Annotated in this window: 11 protein-coding genes; 3 read left to right on the forward strand and 8 right to left on the reverse strand. The window is 69.4% G+C overall.

Annotation, left to right across the window (positions count from 1 at the left end):
- Positions 1–69 precede the first annotated feature (69 nt).
- The 3 genes from EJK15_RS11385 to EJK15_RS11395 are packed head-to-tail and all read right to left on the reverse strand — an operon-like array spanning position 70 to position 7,097.
- The gene (locus tag EJK15_RS11385; protein WP_138710344.1) at positions 70–1,644 is read right to left on the reverse strand and encodes a cellulase family glycosylhydrolase; all 1,575 of its coding nucleotides are present in this window, start codon (positions 1,642–1,644) and stop codon (positions 70–72) included.
- 57 nt (positions 1,645–1,701) lie between these two features.
- Positions 1,702–4,257, reverse strand: coding sequence for a glycoside hydrolase family 9 protein (locus tag EJK15_RS11390; RefSeq protein WP_138710345.1), 2,556 nt, complete (start codon positions 4,255–4,257; stop codon positions 1,702–1,704).
- Complete coding sequence (locus EJK15_RS11395; protein ID WP_138710346.1) at positions 4,200–7,097, reverse strand: glycoside hydrolase family 48 protein; 2,898 nt, start codon at positions 7,095–7,097, stop codon at positions 4,200–4,202. Before EJK15_RS11395 ends, EJK15_RS11390 begins: the two co-directional genes overlap by 58 nt.
- Before the next feature lie 321 nt (positions 7,098–7,418).
- Between EJK15_RS11395 and EJK15_RS77140 the strand changes: the two genes are divergently transcribed.
- Positions 7,419–9,767: a glycoside hydrolase family 6 protein gene (locus tag EJK15_RS77140; protein ID WP_138710347.1), complete on the forward strand. Its 2,349-nt coding sequence runs from the start codon at positions 7,419–7,421 to the stop codon at positions 9,765–9,767.
- Between the two features lie 124 nt (positions 9,768–9,891).
- Here EJK15_RS77140 and EJK15_RS11405 read toward each other — a convergent pair whose 3' ends face one another.
- The 5 genes from EJK15_RS11405 to EJK15_RS11425 all read right to left on the reverse strand — a co-directional run bounded on the left by EJK15_RS11405 (position 9,892) and on the right by EJK15_RS11425 (position 14,247).
- Positions 9,892–10,290: a DnaJ family domain-containing protein gene (locus EJK15_RS11405; protein ID WP_138710348.1), complete on the reverse strand. Its 399-nt coding sequence runs from the start codon at positions 10,288–10,290 to the stop codon at positions 9,892–9,894.
- A gap of 9 nt (positions 10,291–10,299) precedes the next feature.
- A complete protein-coding gene (gene folP / locus EJK15_RS11410) occupies positions 10,300–11,199 on the reverse strand; it encodes a dihydropteroate synthase (protein WP_206060794.1) in 900 nt (299 codons plus the stop codon).
- 72 nt (positions 11,200–11,271) lie between these two features.
- Entirely contained in the window at positions 11,272–11,742 is a 471-nt protein-coding gene (locus tag EJK15_RS11415) for an ATP-binding protein (protein ID WP_171074241.1), read from the reverse strand.
- Between the two features lie 215 nt (positions 11,743–11,957).
- Positions 11,958–13,013, reverse strand: coding sequence for an NAD-dependent epimerase/dehydratase family protein (locus tag EJK15_RS11420; protein WP_138710350.1), 1,056 nt, complete (start codon positions 13,011–13,013; stop codon positions 11,958–11,960).
- Between the two features lie 52 nt (positions 13,014–13,065).
- Entirely contained in the window at positions 13,066–14,247 is a 1,182-nt protein-coding gene (locus EJK15_RS11425) for a zinc-dependent alcohol dehydrogenase (protein ID WP_138710351.1), read from the reverse strand.
- 279 nt (positions 14,248–14,526) lie between these two features.
- Between EJK15_RS11425 and EJK15_RS11430 the strand changes: the two genes are divergently transcribed.
- A complete protein-coding gene (locus EJK15_RS11430) occupies positions 14,527–15,576 on the forward strand; it encodes a polyprenyl synthetase family protein (RefSeq protein ID WP_138710352.1) in 1,050 nt (349 codons plus the stop codon).
- A gap of 11 nt (positions 15,577–15,587) precedes the next feature.
- Positions 15,588–16,529, forward strand: coding sequence for a 4-hydroxy-3-methylbut-2-enyl diphosphate reductase (locus tag EJK15_RS11435; protein ID WP_138710353.1), 942 nt, complete (start codon positions 15,588–15,590; stop codon positions 16,527–16,529).
- Positions 16,530–16,537 lie beyond the last annotated feature (8 nt).

A 16,537-nucleotide genomic window follows, 5' to 3' on the forward strand; every position in this document is an offset into this window, starting at 1 on the left:
GGATATGGAGTTTTGGCCTCACCTCCTCATACGCAGCCGACGGCCCCAGTGTTCAAATGGGGTGTTCTTTCAGTTGGCACACGTGTAGCCGGCCGGCACGGACGTGTTGCCGTTCGGCCGGCTCGCCTGGAACCCGAAGCCGGTGCTCGCGTTCGCCGCGAGCGTGCCGTTGTAGCTCAGGTTCTCGGCCGTCACGGTCTGGCCGCTGACCGTCACCGCGGCGTTCCAGTAGCCGGTGATCGTGTGCCCGGCGGGCAGCGTGAACGTCACCGTCCAGCTGGTCTGGGTGGAGGTGCTGGTGTTGGTCACGGTCGCCTGGGCGACGTACCCGGTGCTCCACTGGCTCTGTACGGTGCCCGCGGCCGTGCAGCCGCCACCACCGCCGGTGAGGGTCGTGAAGGACGCCGTCGGCGACGGGCTCGACTGGTTGCCCGCGGCGTCCCTGGCCCGCACGTACACCTGGTACGGCGTCGCCGGCGACAGCCCGGTCAGCGTGATCGAGTTCGTGGCCGTGGCCCCGAGCGAGGTGCCCGCAGAGGTGTAGACGTCGTAGCCGGTCACGCCCACGTTGTCGGTGGAGGCGGTCCAGGTCAGGGTGGCCCCGGACGAGGTGATGTTCGACGCGGACGGCGTGCCCGGTGTGCTCGGCGGAGTCGGGTCCGAGGTGCCGCCGCCGTAGATCGAGGCCTCCTTGGAGGTGGCCGCGATGCCGTTGGCGCCGTTGAACAACCTCCGGCCCCAGTCGGTGAGCTGGGTGACGTCGAAGTTGACGACCTGGTCGAGATACTCGACGCCGCCGCCGTTGCCACTCCACGACCAGCCCAGGTAACCGAGGCCGCGGCTCACGGCCTGCGCCATGATCGTGTCCTCGTCGGGGTTGCCGTCGGAGTGGTTGTGCCCGAACTCGCCGACGACCAGCGGCAGCCCGGCGGTCCTGAACGCGTCCATGTACGCGGTGATCTCGGCGGCCGTGTCGAAGACGCCGTACATGTGGATGGCGAAGATCGTGTTCTTGTCGGGGTCGCTGTCGAAGACCGCCCGCGCGTTGTCGCGCATGGTGAACTGCCAGTCCTGGCCCCAGTTGGGCGCGTCGACCATCAGCGCGTGGTCGAAGCCGTTGTCGCGCAGCTTCTGGATGGCGGCCGTGGTGCGGGCGGCCCAGCCGGGGGTGACGGCGTTGTTGCCGATCGGCTCGTTGCCGATGTTGACGATGATGTAGTCCTCCTGGCCGACCAGGGCGGACTTGACGCTGATCCAGTAGTCGGCGGCCTGGTCGAGGGTGTAGGCGCCGCTCTGCTCGCCGTACCCGGTGGTGTCGTGGTTCTCCAGGACGCAGATGAGCTTGTTCTGCTTGCACAGCGAGACGACGTTGGCCACGTCGGTGACGCCGTTGGCGGGCCAGCGGCCGCCGCTGAGCACGACGCGCACGGTGTTGGCCTTCAGCGACTTGATGTCGGCGAACGCCTTGGTCTGGCCGGTGTACCAGGTGTGCGGGTGGCTGGTGCCGCGCATGACGAACTCCTGGCCGTTGCTTTCCAGGATCTTCGCACCGCTGACGTGGATGCCGACCGCGGCGTTCGCCGGGCCGGCGGGGGCGACGAGCATGACCAGGAGGACGGTCAGCGCGGTGAACACTGCTCTCATTGCGTGCCTTTCACTGAGCTGGAACCGCCCCCGCCGCTCCTGCGGCGGGGGCGGGGCTCAGGCGGGGGTGCAGGTGATCGGGTCGGGGGTGGTGGGAGTGCCGTTGGCGATGAAGCCGAACGTGGTGGTGGCGCCCGGGGCGAGCGCGCCGTTGTAGCTCTCGTTCTTGACCGAGACGCTGGAGCCGGCCTGGGTGTGCTTGCCGCCCCACAGCTGGCTGATCGAGTTCTGGGAGGTCCAGGCGACCGTCCAGCCGTTGATCGCCGAGGTGCTCGCGTTCTTCACCGTCACCTCGGCCTGGAACGCGCCGTCCCAGGAGCTCGTCACCTTGTACGCCGCCGTGCAGCCGCCCGGAGGCGGCGGCTCGTCGGTCGTGGCGAACGTCGTGCTGTCCGACGGCGCCGAGGTGTTGCCCGCCGCGTCCCGCGCCACCACGTGGGCGGTGTAGGACGTGGCAGGGGTGAGACCGCTCAGGTCGAAGGAGGCGCTCGTGGCCGTGCCTGCCTTGGTGGACCCCAGGTAGACGTCATAGCCCGTCACGCCCACGTTGTCCGTGGAGGCCGACCAGCTCAGCCTGGCGGTGGAGCCCGTGATCGCGGAGACCGCGGGCTTGCCGGGCTTGCTGGGCGCAGTGTCGTCCTCTTCCTCCGGACCCGGCGGCTCACCCCAGATCTTGGTGGCGCCGCTGTAGAGGGTGATGTCGCTCGTCCGGACCGGCGTGGCGCCGGGCGTGGCAGGGATGTTCCGGTACGACCAGTCGTTGGCCGGATCCCACGTGCCCGAGCTGCTGATCCTGAACTGCACCTCCCTGCGGTGCTGCGACTGCCCGGCCGGCGCGATGGCCTGCCCCGAGCAGTCGATGGACACGTAGTACGTGCTGCCGCCCGCCGCGTGCAGCGTGGGCGCCTTGCACTGCGTGTAGGCCGACGACACGCTGACCTGCGCAGCCGTCGTCGAACCGTCGAGCGTGAAGTAGTAGCGGAACGAGCCGTCGGACAGGATCCTGGCGGGCCAGGCCGACTGGTTGCGGACGATGGCCTTGATCTCGGTGAAGTTGCTCCCCGAGGCGTTCACGCCCGCCTCGACGAAGATCTCGGGCCCGTCCGGCGTCTCCGCCACCGGGAAGTTCGCCGCCGGGGCTCCGCCGAACTCCTTGTAGAGCCTGGCCAGCGCGCTGGTGAAGCCGGCGTTGTAGTCGGTGGCGACCTCGTTCATGACGTAGTCGTCACGCTTGTCGGTGTAGGCGTCGTCCGGGTCGGGCGGGCCGCCGACGAGCGCGCCGTACAGGGTGTGGCGGGTCTGCTCGGGGGTGGTGATCTGGTCCGTCCACGAGCCGTGCGCGGTGCGGTGATGCGGGTTCTTCGGCGGGTTGGTGCCGAATCCGATCACGTAGGAGGAGTTGCGCGGGTTGTCGCCGAGCGCGTAGTTGATCTGCCGTACCGCGAAGTCGTGGTAGCGGGCCTTCCGGGTCGCGTCGGTGATCGAGTCGCTGTGCACGAGCGCCGCGAACGAGGTGTTGGCCGCGTACCGCAGCGATCCCCACCGGTCCAGCACGGCCTGGCCGCCCGGCGAGTACTTGACCTTGGCGCCGTCCACGCCGACCGTCCACCAGTCGAGCCAGCGGTTGGCGTCGTCGAGGTAGCGCTGCTTGCCGGTCAGCTTGTGGAGCAGCACGTACGCGCCGTAGGACTTGTCGTCCCAGGCGATCGTCCACTTGTACGACTTGATGTTGGTCTGTGGCTCGGTGCCGAGGTTGTCGTAGCCGGTCTCGGCCTTGGCCAGGTAGGAGGCGTCGTTCGTGGCCCGGTAGAGCCAGATCGCGCCCCACACCAGCTCGTCGTTGAAGCCGCTCCAGGAGTTGTAGTAGCCCTGCGCGTCGCTGATGCAGTCGCTGTACTTCTTCCTGACGGTGTCGGCGAAGGAGTAGAGCTGCTTGGCGTGCGTCACCAGCGTGTCGGCATAAGTCGGATTCGTCGGGCGGAAGACCATCGACGAGGCCGCCATCGCCGCCGCCGTCTCCCCCGCCAGGTCCGACCCGCCACAGGACGCGTCGATCTTGTACGCGGGCCGCGTCATCGGCATGGCCTCGGCCGGCCCCCACCAGGCGTGGTCCGTGCCGCCGTTGCCGACCTGCCCGTAGAGCACGTTCGGCGACGGGTGGGCCTTGATGAAGTAGTCGTTGACGAACTTGAGATTGTTGAGCAGGTGCGTGAGCTGCCCTGAGGAGGCGTACGCGTCGCGGTACTCGACCGCGCCCCAGGCCAGCATGGTGGCGGAGAACGCCATCGGGAAGCCGAACTTGACGTGGTCGCCCGCGTCGTACCAGCCGCCCGCGAGATCCACGCCGGCGTCCTTGCCGTCGTCCATGCCCGAGTCGCCGCGCCAGGAGACGCGGTTCCAGTCGGGCAGCGCGCCCGACTGCTGGGCCTCGTAGAACCACAGCGACTTCTGCAGCGCCTCGCCGTAGGCGAAGGCGGGTACGGCGGCACGGGCCGCCGGCCCCGCCCCCAACAGGGGCAGGACCAGCGACGCCGCGGCTATGAGTGCTGCCTTTCTCACGGGAAGAGCCGCCCGTACTCGGCGAGCGCGACGGCGACGTCCACCTGCGCCCAGAACCGGTGGTAGTTGAAGGTCGGCACCGGTCCGGTGCCCTTCAGGTAGGCGTCGACCTTCGGCCAGTCGGGGTCGTTCCGGTAGAACGACCTGATCGAGATGAACGTCGAGCTGGAGTTGATGGCGTCGCCGTTCGGCATCTCACCGCTCCAGCCCGGCGGCACGTACACCGCGTCGTCGATGCGGCTGTAGTCGGCCTTGGTCTCCGGCACCGACACGCCCTCGGCGTCGCGGTTCTCCCAGACGCCGTCGAGCAGCGCCTTGGCGGTGTCCCTGGCCTCGGCGTGGTTGGCCCTGGCCGCGTAGTACATCAGCACCTTGGCGTAGGCGCCGGCGACGCCCACGTCCTGCGTGTGGTCCACGACGGTCACACGCAGGTTCGGGTTGGCCGGGGGCATGCCGGTCGTGGCGTTGAAGTCGCCCGCGGGCTGGCCGGTCCAGCGCAGCGTGGACGGGATCTGGTAACTGCCGTCGGCGTTGATCGTGGTGTTGTCCAGCGCCCACGTCACCCACTTGTCGAGAATGGCCTTGGCGTCGGCGTTGCCGGTGACGTTGTAGAGCTCGGCCACCCGCTCCATCGTCCACGCCTGGAAGCCGAACCACTGGTTCGACGGCGGGTCGTGGTAGACCGGCTGCCAGTCGTAGGCCATGCCGTGGAACTTCGGCAGCCCGCTCGGCGGCGCCGCGTAGTGACCCTCCCAGCTGTTGGTCGCGCCACCGGCGATGGCGCCCTCGTTCGACTGCAGCCACTTGTAGAACTGCAGCTGGCGGGTCAGGCTGGTGTTCCAGTCGGCCGCGCCGGTCGAGCTCTTGGGCTTGAGCTCGGTCACGTTCGACAGCGCCCAGGCCGCGAACGGGTTCTGGTAGCCGGAGTGGTTGTGGCTGGAGCCGATGCGCCAGGCCCATCCGGCGTTGGCGTCGGTCGCGCCGCCCCAGGCGTAGTACCAGTTCAGCAGGTAGGCGGAGGAGTTCTTGCCGGTGCCCGCCGGGCACGAGGGGCTCGTGCAGCCGGGCTGCTTGAAGTACTTGTCGTACATGGCGTAGCGCAGGTAGTCGCCCATCTTGGCGGCCTTGGCCACCGTCCCGGAGATGTCCGAGGCCTTGTTCTGCGCCTTGGCCCAGGTCAGCGCCCAGTACGCGGCCTGGACGGCACGCGCGTCGGCGTCGGGGGCGTTGGTGTACTTCCACTGCTTGGCGTAGGAGCTGTCCTTGATGAACAGGTCCAGGTAGCCGTTGGTCCCACCGTGGGCGAAGGTGTCGCAGGACGGCTGCGGGATCGTCTCGAAGACCGACTCCTCCGGGCCACGCTGGTAGGTGTTGATGTAGGCGGGCTTGGTGGTGCCGTCGCCGCAGCGGCCGAAGCCGTAGGTGTTGTCGACGTCGAGCAGCCAGTGCATGCCGTAGATGTCGCGGGTGCCGTACGCGCTCTGCAGCTCACTCGCCAGCGGGTCGGCGCCAACGGAGACGCTGGTGTCGATCTGCGTCGGGTAGTTGCTGATCGTGTTCGACTCGGCCGCGTAGGTGGCCGGCTTGGCCGGGTTGTAGAAGGAGTTCGTCGGCTGGTCGGCGGTGGCCGGGATGATGTACTTCTCCATCGAGGCCCACGCGGTGTTGAACTTCGACCAGTCGCCGGTGACCTGACCGTAGGCCGCCTCCAGCCAGAGGTAATAGCTGTAGGCCTCGGACGTGGTCTCGTGCCCGTGGTCCGGCGCCTCGACCATGAACGTCTCGATCGAGTGGTACGGCACGCCCTCCGGCGAGAAGTAGCCGTTGGCCGGGTCGTGCAGCTCGTTGTACATCTCGACGAAACGCTGGACGTACTCGTTGTCGCCGCCCACGTCGTCGTCCGCCTCGCTGACGTTGACGTCGACCGGCGTGTAGCCGCTCGCGCTCACCCTGATCACGGCGGAGCCGCTCGTGGTGTCGCTGTCCTGGGCCGCGCTCACCTGGACGTCCTGCGCGGTGTTCCAGTTGGCCGGCGTGAACGTCCGGCTGGCGTTCGGCACCGTGATGTCGGCGTCGCCGCTGACCTTGGCGACGGAGACGGTCACGTTCGCCGAGGGCGCCTGCGACAGCCGCACCCCGAACGACGCGTTCCCGCCCTCCGGCACGGACAAGGTCGTCGGGCTCACCACGAGCGCCGGGCCCGTGTCCCCGGAGACCGTGATCCCGACCGGCGCCGAGGTGGTGACCTCACCCCCGTTGTCGGTGGCCCGGGCGGTGATCGAGTAGCTGCCCGCCGCCACGTTGGTCCAGTTGTAGCTGTACGGCGTCGAGGTGTCGGTGCCGAGCAGCGTGGAGCCCTGGTAGAAGTCGACCTTGGAAACCGTGCCGTCGGAGTCGGCGGCGTTGGCCGCGATCGGCACGGTGGCCGGGGCGGTGAACGTCTGGCCGGCGGTCGGCGAGGTCAGCGACACGGTGGGCGGCGTGTTGGTGCCCGTGCCGCCGCAGGTGACGCCGTTGACGCTGAAGGAGGCCGGACTCGGGTTGCTGCCCGTCCACGTGCCCTGGAAGCCGATGTTGGTGGAGGCACCGGTGCCGAGGGTGCCGTTCCACGACATGTTCGTGCCGGTCATGCGGGTGCCGGACTGGCTCCAGTTCGCGCCCCAGCCGGTCGGGGTGTACTTCTGGCCCGTGGTCGGGAAGTCGAAGGCCAGGCTCCACGACGTGATGGGGTCGCCGGTGTTCTTCAGCGTGATGCTCGCGGTGAAGCCGCCCTGGTTCGAGCCGCTCGTCCACTGGTTGGCCGCGTACGTCACGTCGCAGGCAACGGCGGCCTGGGCGGGGCCGGCCGCCACCGCCGTGGTCGCACCCGCGACGAGGACGAGGGTCGTGGCCACGGCGAGACGCCTCGATAAGCGGGAGAGGAGGGAAGGAGGTCTGTACTTCACGGGATCTCCATGGGAGTAGGGGTGTGGGAGCGCTCCCAATGGGGATTGTGGGTGCCCTCCGGCGTATGTCAACGGAATGGCTATTCGGTAACCCCCGTGTTTCCTCCCACCAGGCTGCTCCGGATGAAAGTTTCATCGGCGTTCCGGGGCATTCAACGAGCATGCGGGGCGGCGGACACCTCCGCGCGGGCCGCGCTCTGTACAGCGCCACAAGTCCGGCACACCATGGGAGCGCTCCCAGCTACCTAGCAGCACTGGAGATGATCGCTCGTGAGACTCCAACGCGGCCTCCGCAAATGGGCCGTGACCGTGACCGCCGCGAGTGTCGCGGCCTTAGGGCTCGTCGTCGGCCAGAGCACGGCCGCCAACGCCGCGGTCGCCTGCGACGTGACCTACTCTGCCAACTCGTGGACGAGCAGCCCGGGTCAGGGCGGTTTCACCGCGAACATCACGTTGAAGAGCACCGGCGACCCGCTGACGTCGTGGACGCTGGCCTTCGACTACCCGACCACAGGCCAGAAGTACACCCCGACCGGCTGGGGCGCGAACTGGAGCCAGTCCGGCACCACCATGACCGGCACGAACATGCCGTACAACGGCAGCCTCGCCACCGGCGCCTCCGTCTCCATCGGCTACAACGGCACCTGGTCGGGCAGCAACCCGAACCCGGAGACGTTCAAGGTCAACGGCGTCACCTGCGGCGGCGCCTCCACCACCCCGTCCGTGGTCGTCTCGGCCAGCTCGGTCGCGGTCAACGAGGGCGGCACCGCCACGTTCACCGCCCGGCTGTCGTCCGCGCCGAGCGCCAACGTGACCGTCAACACCGCGCGGACCAGCGGTGACACGGACCTGACCGTCAGCTCAGGCGGCTCGCTCACCTTCACGCCGAGCAACTGGAACACCGCGCAAACCGTCACCCTGGCCGCGGCCCAGGACTCCGACACCACCGCCGGCACGGCCGCCTTCAGCGTCGGCGGCAACGGCGTCACCGGCGCCACGGTCAACGCCACCGAGGTGGACGACGACGCCGTCCAGGAGCAGTCGATCATCGTGACGCCGACCGCGGTGACCGTGCCCGAGGGCTCCACCGCCACTTACGCGGTGCAGCTGGCCACCCAGCCCACCGGCAACGTGAGCGTCACCTCGACGGCCGGCACCGGCGACACCGACATCACCGTCTCCTCCGGCGGCAACCTCACGTTCAGCACGTCGAACTGGAACACCCCGCAGACGGTGACCCTGGCCGCCGCGCAGGACTCCGACACCGCCAACGGCAGCCGGACGATCAACGTCGCCTCCACCGGGCTGACCTCGCGGACGGTCACCGCCACCGAGGCCGACGACGACGGCGGCACCAACCCGACCCACGCCGAGAACCCGTACGCCGGAGCCACCGGCTACGTGAACCCCAACTGGTCGGCGAAGGCCGCGGCCGAGCCGGGCGGCTCCGCGGTGGCCAACACCTCCACGGCCGTGTGGATGGACCGCATCGCCGCCATCGCGGGCAACTCCTCCGCCATGGGCCTGCGCGCCCATCTGGACGAGGCCGTCAGGCAGGACGCCGCCAACGGCTCCGCGCCGCTGACCATCCAGGTCGTCATCTACAACCTGCCCAACCGCGACTGCTCGGCGCTGGCCTCCAGCGGTGAGCTGCTCATCGCCCAGAACGGGTTCAACCGCTACAAGACCGAGTACATCGACCCGATCGCGGCCATCATGCGCGACTCCAAGTACGCCAGCCTGCGCATCGTCACGATCATCGAGCCCGACTCGCTGCCGAACCTGGTCACCAACCTCAACGCCTTCGAGAAGTGCCGCGAGGCCAACGGCCCCGGCGGCTATGTCGACGGCGTCCGGTATGCGCTGAACCAGCTGCACGCCATCACCAACGTCTACACCTACATCGACGCCGCCCACCACGCCTGGCTCGGCTGGGACTCGAACTTCCAACCGGCGGTCGACCTCTTCTACAACACCGTCGCCGGCACCACCGCGGGCGTGGACAGCGTGGACGGCTTCGTCGTCAACACCGCCAACTACTCGGCCACGACCGAGCCGTACTTCACCGTCAACGGCACGGTGGGCAACCAGCCGATCCGGCAGTCCAACTGGGTGGACTGGAACTGGTACATCGACGAGCGGACCTTCGCGACGGAGCTGCGTTCGCGGCTGATCACCAAGGGCTTCCGCTCCGGGCTCGGCATGCTGATCGACACCTCGCGCAACGGCTGGGGCGGCAGCGCCCGCCCGACCGGGCCGAGCACCTCGACGGAGCTGAACCCGTTCGTCGACCAGTCACGTGTCGACCGCCGCATCCACGCCGGCAACTGGTGCAACCAGAACGGTGCCGGCATGGGGGCGCGCCCCGTGGCCAACCCGGCGGCCGGCTTCGACGCCTACGTCTGGATCAAGCCTCCGGGCGAGTCCGACGGCGCCAGCGAGGACATCCCGAACGACGAGGGCAAGAAGTTCGACCGGATGTGCGACCCGACGTACACCGGCAACAACCTCAACAAGTTCAACATGTCGGGTGCGCTGCCCGACGCGCCGCTGTCGGGCCAGTGGTTCTCCGCGCAGTTCCGTCAACTGCTGCAGAACGCCTACCCGCCGATCAACTGAGAGGCGTCCGGCCGGTGAGCGACCCGCCTGACCCGGGTCCGCTCATCGGCCGGGAGGGGCCCGCCTGACCCGGGTCCCTCGGCTCACGGAGGGGTCCGGCCCTTGCGGCCCGGGCCCCTTCTCCTCATCGCGCCCTGCGCCACTCCGACACGATCTCGTCCACGTCGAACGGCATCAGGTTGAGCGGCGGACCCGACAGCCCCGTCCTGATCGCCTCACGAATCTTGTGGTTGACGTCCTCGATGATCTGCCGTGCCTCGGCCTCGGACCGGGCCCCGCGCGCCTGGGCCAGCGCCTCCTCCGCCTCCTTGCGCAGCGCCAGCGTCGGCGGCAGCGGCATCGTGAGCCCTTCGCTCTGCACCTTCTGCTTGATCCACCACATGTCGTCGTGCGGGCGGTCCAGCCCCGGCAGGGGCTTGCCCGCGCCCGGCAGGTCGTCGAACTCGCCGCGCTCCGTCGCCTCGCGGATCTGCCGGTCGACCCAGGTCTCGAACGGGACGCCGGTCGGCTTGCGCTCGGTCACATCATCTCCTCAGGCCAGATTGTGACGGGGTGAGAGGGGGCCGCGCCAGCCGAGCACGGCCTCGGTCATGCGTACGGACGCGACCGTCGCGGGCACGTCGTGCACGCGCAGGATGCGGGCGCCCTTGACGATGGAGACCACGTTGGCGGCGATCGTGCCCTCCTTCCGCTCTCCTTGCGGACGGTCGAGCGTCTCTCCGATGAAGTCCTTGTTGGACAGCGCCACCAGCGTCGGGTATCCGATCGAGGCGATCTCCTCCAGCCGGCGCGTCAGCTCCAGGGAATGGAAGGTGTTCTTGTTCAGGTCGTGCCCGGGATCGATGATGATCTTTTCGGCGGCGATGCCCGCCTTCAGCGCGAACGCGACCCGCTCGCGCAGGAAGTCCGCGACCTCGGAGACGACGTCGGCGTAGCTCGGCCGGAAGACCCGCCGGCCGGGGCCGCCGAGGCTGTGGGTGACCACCACGCTCACCCCGGCCGCCGCGGCGACCTCGGCGATACCGGGCTCGCGCAGGCCGTTGGTGTCGTTGAGGACGTCGGCGCCGGCCTCGATGGCCGCCCGCGCCACCTCGGGCCGGTGGGTGTCCACCGAGATCACGGCGTCGGTGGCGGCCCTGACCTTCGCGATGACGGGGGCGACGCGGTCGATTTCCTCGTCCACGCCGATCAGCTCCTGGTCCGCGCTGAAGGCGAACCCGCCGATGTCCACCCAGTCGGCCCCGTCGTCCACGGCCCGCTTGGCGGCCGACACGGCGCTGTCGAGCGCGTATGTGCTGCCCTGGTCGTGGAAAGAGTTGGGGGTCCGGTTGACGATGGCCATGATGGCGACCTGGCGCTCGAAATCGAACACCCTGCTCCCGATGCGCCGGACCGGAGAGATGATCCCGGGGGAAAGCTGCTCGCCGCTCACGTAGTGATCCCTTTCCGTCTCCTGCGAGCCTACCTGCCGCTCGTCCAGGTCAGACGGGACCGGGGACGCGAGTCAGGCCGTGAAGCGGCCCTGCGGGTGCCCGCCGGCCGAGACCCTGATGCGCCTCATGACCCGGCGCGCGCCGGGGTCAGGGCCGCGCGGCAACCGCATGGTGAGCCGGACCGTGGTGCCGTGGGGACCGGTGCGGAAGTCGGCGTTGTCGCACAGCCGGCGGATGAGATAGATCCCTCGTCCGGTGGACGTGAGGCCGGACGGCCGGCGGCGGCCCTCGACGTAGCCTTCGGGAATGCCCGACCCCTGATCGGTCGTCTCCGCGCGGATGATGCCGTCCACCGTCCACAGCCTGAAGTAACCATGCCCGCCCGCGTGCTCGATGGCGTTGACGATGCTCTCGTGCACGGCCAGGACGAAGTCGTCCAGCCTCGGGCCGCTCAGTCCGCACCTCTCTGCCTGCTCGGCCACCTCACGGCGCAGATTCGTGACGTCGTGGAGCGTGAAGGGCTGGGCCAACAGGGTGCGCATGTCAGGCTCCTCCAACCTGGCCTGGACACGGCGACGCGCGGCGGAACCCGAGGGCGTGGCGCCCTCGGACGAGAAGTCGAGATGAAGAACCTGCTCAAAGGCGGCCCGTGAATAGAGGCCCATGCCGCTCCTCCGCGTCGTTCAGACACGTAGGCCGCGCCTCAGGACCTCACGTCGCCCAGACCTCTTCCCACGGAATAGGAAATTACACTCCGCTAGCTTGACGAACGCCCGCCAACGCCTGTGGCGAACTCCTTGATCCGGCCGGCCGGGCCGCCGTCGGGAGCGAGCGGCGCGGTGTCCATGCCGGCGCCGGCGTACAGCCCGTCGAACATCTCCCGCATGGTGTCCCAGGACGTGTGCCGCGGCGTCCAGCCGAGCACGTCTCTGGCACGGTCCACATTCATGACCGGGAGCCGCAGGGCCAGGTCGAGCAGGCCGGGCGCGGCGGGCACGAGCCTCAGGTGCCATCCCGCCGCCACGGCGGCCTTGGCCAGCCCGCGCGGGACGCGTACCGTGCGGGTGTCGAGGAGCTTGGCCAGGTCGTGCGGCTCGAGCACGGGCTCGGTCGCGAGGTTGAACGCGCCCCTCACGGGCCGGGTGACGGCCAGCCGGTACGCCTCGGCCGCGTCCTCGGCGTGCAGCACCTGCAGCCGCAGTCCGGGAATGTCCGGCAAGAACGGGATCCGCCCCGCCTTCACCAGCCGCCGCGGCACGAACGGCCCGCCGAACAGCCGCCGCTGCTCGGTCGCGGCCACCCGCTGGAAGATGAACCCCGGCCGCATCCGCACCACGCGGATGCTCGGATGATCGTGCTCGAAGACGTCGAGCACCCGCTCCACGTACGCCTTCTCGCGCCCGTACGCGGCGCCCGGCCAACCGTGCGTGGGCCAGTTCTCGTCCACCGGCCGGTCCTTCGGCCCCGGCGAGTACGCCCCCACCGACGAGGCGTGGACCAGGGCGGGCACCCCGGCCTCGGCCGCCGCATGGAAGACCCGCATGCTGCCGAGCACGTTGGACCGCCAGGTCGTCGCCGGATCCCTGGTCGGCTGGAACAGCCACGCCAGGTGCACCACGGCGTCCGCGCCGTCGAAGATCCGCGTCAGGTCATCGGTGGCCACGTCTGCCTGCCGCCAGTCGGTGCGGTCGATCCGCCACCCGGGCAGCCGGCGCGCGACCCCCACGATCGAGGACACGGTGTCGTCCACCGCCAGCGCGCGTACCACACTCGTACCGACGTTCCCGGTAGCCCCTACCACAACGACTCTCATGACCGCTCCGCTGCCCGCTCTCTGCCCCGCGAAACCCCGATGACCTGCAGCCTTACGGCTCAAGCAGAATCTTGACGGCCCCATCCGCCTTCTTCTGGAACATTTCGTACGCCCTCGGCGCCTGCTCCAGCGGCATCCGGTGCGTGGTCAGGTCCATCACACCGAGCGGGTCGGCGTCGTCGGTCACCAGCGGCATCAGCCGGCTGATCCACCGCCTGACATGGGCCTGGCCCATGCGCAGCGTGATGCCCTTGTCGAACATGCGCAGCATGGGCAGCGGGTCGGTCATGCCGCCGTAGACGCCGATGACGGAGATGACGCCGCTCCGGCGTACGGTGTCGATGGCCTGGTTGAGCGCCGCCAGCCGGTCGACGCCCGCATTCGACATCAGCGGCGCGGCCAGCGCGTCGGGCAGCAGGCCGGTGAGCGTCTGGGCGAGTTTGGCGGCGGGCGAGCCGTGGGCCTCCATGCCGACCGCGTCGATGACGGAGTCCGTGCCGCGTCCCGACGTCCGGTGACGGATCTCCTCAGGGACGTTCGAGACCTCGCTCGCGTCGACGACCTCGATGCCGTGGCGGCGGGCCATCTCGAGGCGCTGGAAGACGCCGTCCACGCCGATCACCCGGTGGCCGAGGTGGCGGGCGATGCGGGCGCACATCTGGCCGATGGGGCCGAGGCCGAACACGGTGACGCTGCCGCCGTCGGGGATGTCCGCGTACTCGACGGCCTGCCAGGCGGTGGGCAGCACGTCCGACAGGTAGACGAACCGCTCGTCCGGCGGTCCGGCCGGCACCTTGATCGGGCCGAACTGGGCCTCGGGCACCCGCAGGTATTCGGCCTGACCGCCGGGCACCTGGCCGTACAGCCTGGTGTAGCCGAACAGGGCGGCGCCGGTGCCCTGCTCGCGCACTTGGGTGGTCTCGCACTGCGCGTAGAACTCCATGCCGCACATGTGGCAGTGGCCGCAGGCGATGTTGAACGGGATGACCACGCGGTCGCCGGGTTTGATGTTGCTGATCGCGGACCCGACCTCCTCGACGATCCCCATGGGCTCGTGGCCCAGGATGTCGCCCTCGGCCATGAACGGGCCGAGCACCTCGTACAGGTGCAGGTCGGAGCCGCAGATCCCGCTGCTGGTGACCTTGATGACCGCGTCGTTGGGCTCCTTTATGGCGGGGTCGGGCACGTTCTCGACGCGGACGTCGCGCTTGCCGTGCCAAGTCACTGCCTTCATGGTGGCCTCCTCATCACCGCTGATATGCCGCATACCCCCACGTAGAGCGTCAAACGGCCGCCTCCCTTGACGCCCCTGGCTGCGCTGCACGGCAGCCCCCACGCCCCTCCCTGATCGAAGCGGCGAGCCGGTCAAGGCCTGTGACGTGTCTCCGGCGCGCCGCGTGGCACAGCGCCGACGCCCCGTTCCTGAGCCCACGAGTCACAAAAGACACTTTACACACTGGGTATTCAATGAGTAACTGGGGGTAGTGACCGCTTGACAGAAGGAGCCGTGCGAATGCCGGTGAGCTTCACTCAGCACTCCCTTGGTTCACGCATTGATCAGCACCTGAGCGGGTTTCTCGAAACCTGGCGCGCGCCGCTTTCCGATCCCGACGTGGAGGCGGCGTACCGGGTGCTGAACGACTTCGTCCTCGGCGGCGGCAAGCGCATCCGGCCACAGCTTTGCTATTGGGGCTGGCGCGGAGCCGGCGGCGACGACTGCGAGGAGATCATCAAGGCCGCCGCGGCGTTGGAGCTGTGCCATGCGGGGCTGCTCATCCACGACGACATCATGGACGGCAGCGAGCTGCGCCGCGGGCGGGCGACCGTACACAAGAACCTGGCGGGGCTGCACGATGGACCGGGCGCGGAGGCGTTCGGCCAGGCGGGCGGCATCCTGCTCGGCACGCTGAGCCTGGCCTGGTCCGACGCGATGCTGTCGTCGTGCGGGGTGGATCCGCCGCGGCTGCGGGCCGCGCACCACGTCTTCGACGCCATGCGCACCGAGGTCATCAGCGGCCAGTACCTCGACATGCTCGGCCAGCTCCGCTCCGGCGCGAGCGTGGACGAGGCGCTGACGGTCATCCGCTTCAAGACCGCCAAGTACACCGTGGAGCGGCCACTGCAGATCGGCGGCGCCCTGGCCGGTGCCTCCCCCGAGCTGCTGGACTCCTACTCCCGCTTCGGCGTGCCGCTCGGCGAGGCATTCCAGCTGCGCGACGACGTGCTGGGCACGTTCGGCTCGGTGGCGGAGACCGGCAAGTCGGCGCTCGACGACCTGCGCGAGGGCAAGCACACGGTACTGATCGCGCATGCCGTCAGGCACGCCTCGCCGGCGCAGCGCGAGCACCTCAGGCGCTGGCACGGCGACCCTGAGCTGACCGAGGAACGCGCCGCCGGCCTGCGCCGGATCCTGCTCGACACAGGAGCGGTCGCCAAGGTCGAGGAAATGATCGAACAACGGGTGCGCGAGGCCGCGACGGCCCTGGCCAAGGCCCAGATCAAGCCGGAGGCCGCGAGCGCGCTGGCCGTGCTGGCCGATCAGCTCGCGCACCGCACCAGGTAAGGGGCTCCCAGATGGGACGGGTACTTCTCGCGGCGCCGCGCGGCTTCTGCGCGGGCGTCGAACGCGCGATCGTCACGGTCGAGGAGGCGCTGAAGCGCTTCGGACCCCCCGTTTACGTGCGTAAACAGATCGTTCACAACACCTCCGTGGTGGGCGAACTCACCGGCCGCGGCGCGGTCTTCGTCGACGAGCTCGACGAGGTCCCCGACGACGCGCTCGTGGTCTTCTCCGCCCACGGCGTCTCGCCGACGGTCAAGGAGGAGGCGGACCGGCGCGGGCTGCGTACGATCGACGCGACCTGCCCGCTGGTCACGAAGGTCCACAAGGAGGCCACCCGGCTCGCTGAGGCGGGCTACGAGATCGTGCTGATCGGGCACGCCGAGCACGAGGAGGTCGAGGGCACCCTCGGCGAGGCCCCCGGCCGCATCCACGTCGTGGACCCGGCCCGCCCGGACGAGGTGACGGCGAGCGGCTCCGGGCGGGTGAGCTGGCTGTCGCAGACCACGCTGGCCGTGGACGAGACCATGCGCGCCGTCACCGAGCTGCGCGGGCGCTTCCCCCAGCTGGCCGACCCACCCAGCGACGACATCTGCTACGCCAGCCAGAACCGCCAGGAAGCGATCACCAGAATCGCCCCGGAATGCGAGCTGGTGGTCGTCGTCGGCTCGGCCAACTCCTCCAACTCCCAGCGGCTGGTCGAGGTCGCCCGGAACGCCGGCGCGGACGCTGCCTACCTGGTCGACCGGGCGGCCGACGCGGACGAGGGGTGGCTGCGCGGCGTGAAGACCGTCGGCGTGAGCTGCGGCGCCTCCGTCCCCGAGCGGCTGGTCAAGGAGTTACTCGGCTGGCTCGCCGCCCGCGGCTACACCGACGTGGAGCAGGTGACCCTGACCGAAGAGACCCTGACGTTCTCCCTCCCACCCGAACTCCGATCCACTCGCAACCCCGGCTAGGCCCAGCA

The sequence above is a fragment of the Nonomuraea basaltis genome (assembly GCF_005893125.1).
Classification (GTDB): Bacteria; Actinomycetota; Actinomycetes; order Streptosporangiales; family Streptosporangiaceae; genus Nonomuraea; species Nonomuraea basaltis.

What these genes read in the sequence shown, in the direction of transcription:
- EJK15_RS11415 (WP_171074241.1), bottom strand. Translation starts at nt 11,742, where the DNA reads ATGCGCACCCTGTTGGCCCAGCCCTTCACGCTCCACGACGTCACGAAT.
- EJK15_RS11420 (WP_138710350.1), bottom strand. Translation starts at nt 13,013, where the DNA reads ATGAGAGTCGTTGTGGTAGGGGCTACCGGGAACGTCGGTACGAGTGTG.
- EJK15_RS11425 (WP_138710351.1), bottom strand. Translation starts at nt 14,247, where the DNA reads ATGAAGGCAGTGACTTGGCACGGCAAGCGCGACGTCCGCGTCGAGAAC.
- EJK15_RS11430 (WP_138710352.1), top strand. Translation starts at nt 14,527, where the DNA reads ATGCCGGTGAGCTTCACTCAGCACTCCCTTGGTTCACGCATTGATCAG.
- EJK15_RS11385 (WP_138710344.1), bottom strand. Translation starts at nt 1,644, where the DNA reads ATGAGAGCAGTGTTCACCGCGCTGACCGTCCTCCTGGTCATGCTCGTC.
- EJK15_RS11435 (WP_138710353.1), top strand. Translation starts at nt 15,588, where the DNA reads ATGGGACGGGTACTTCTCGCGGCGCCGCGCGGCTTCTGCGCGGGCGTC.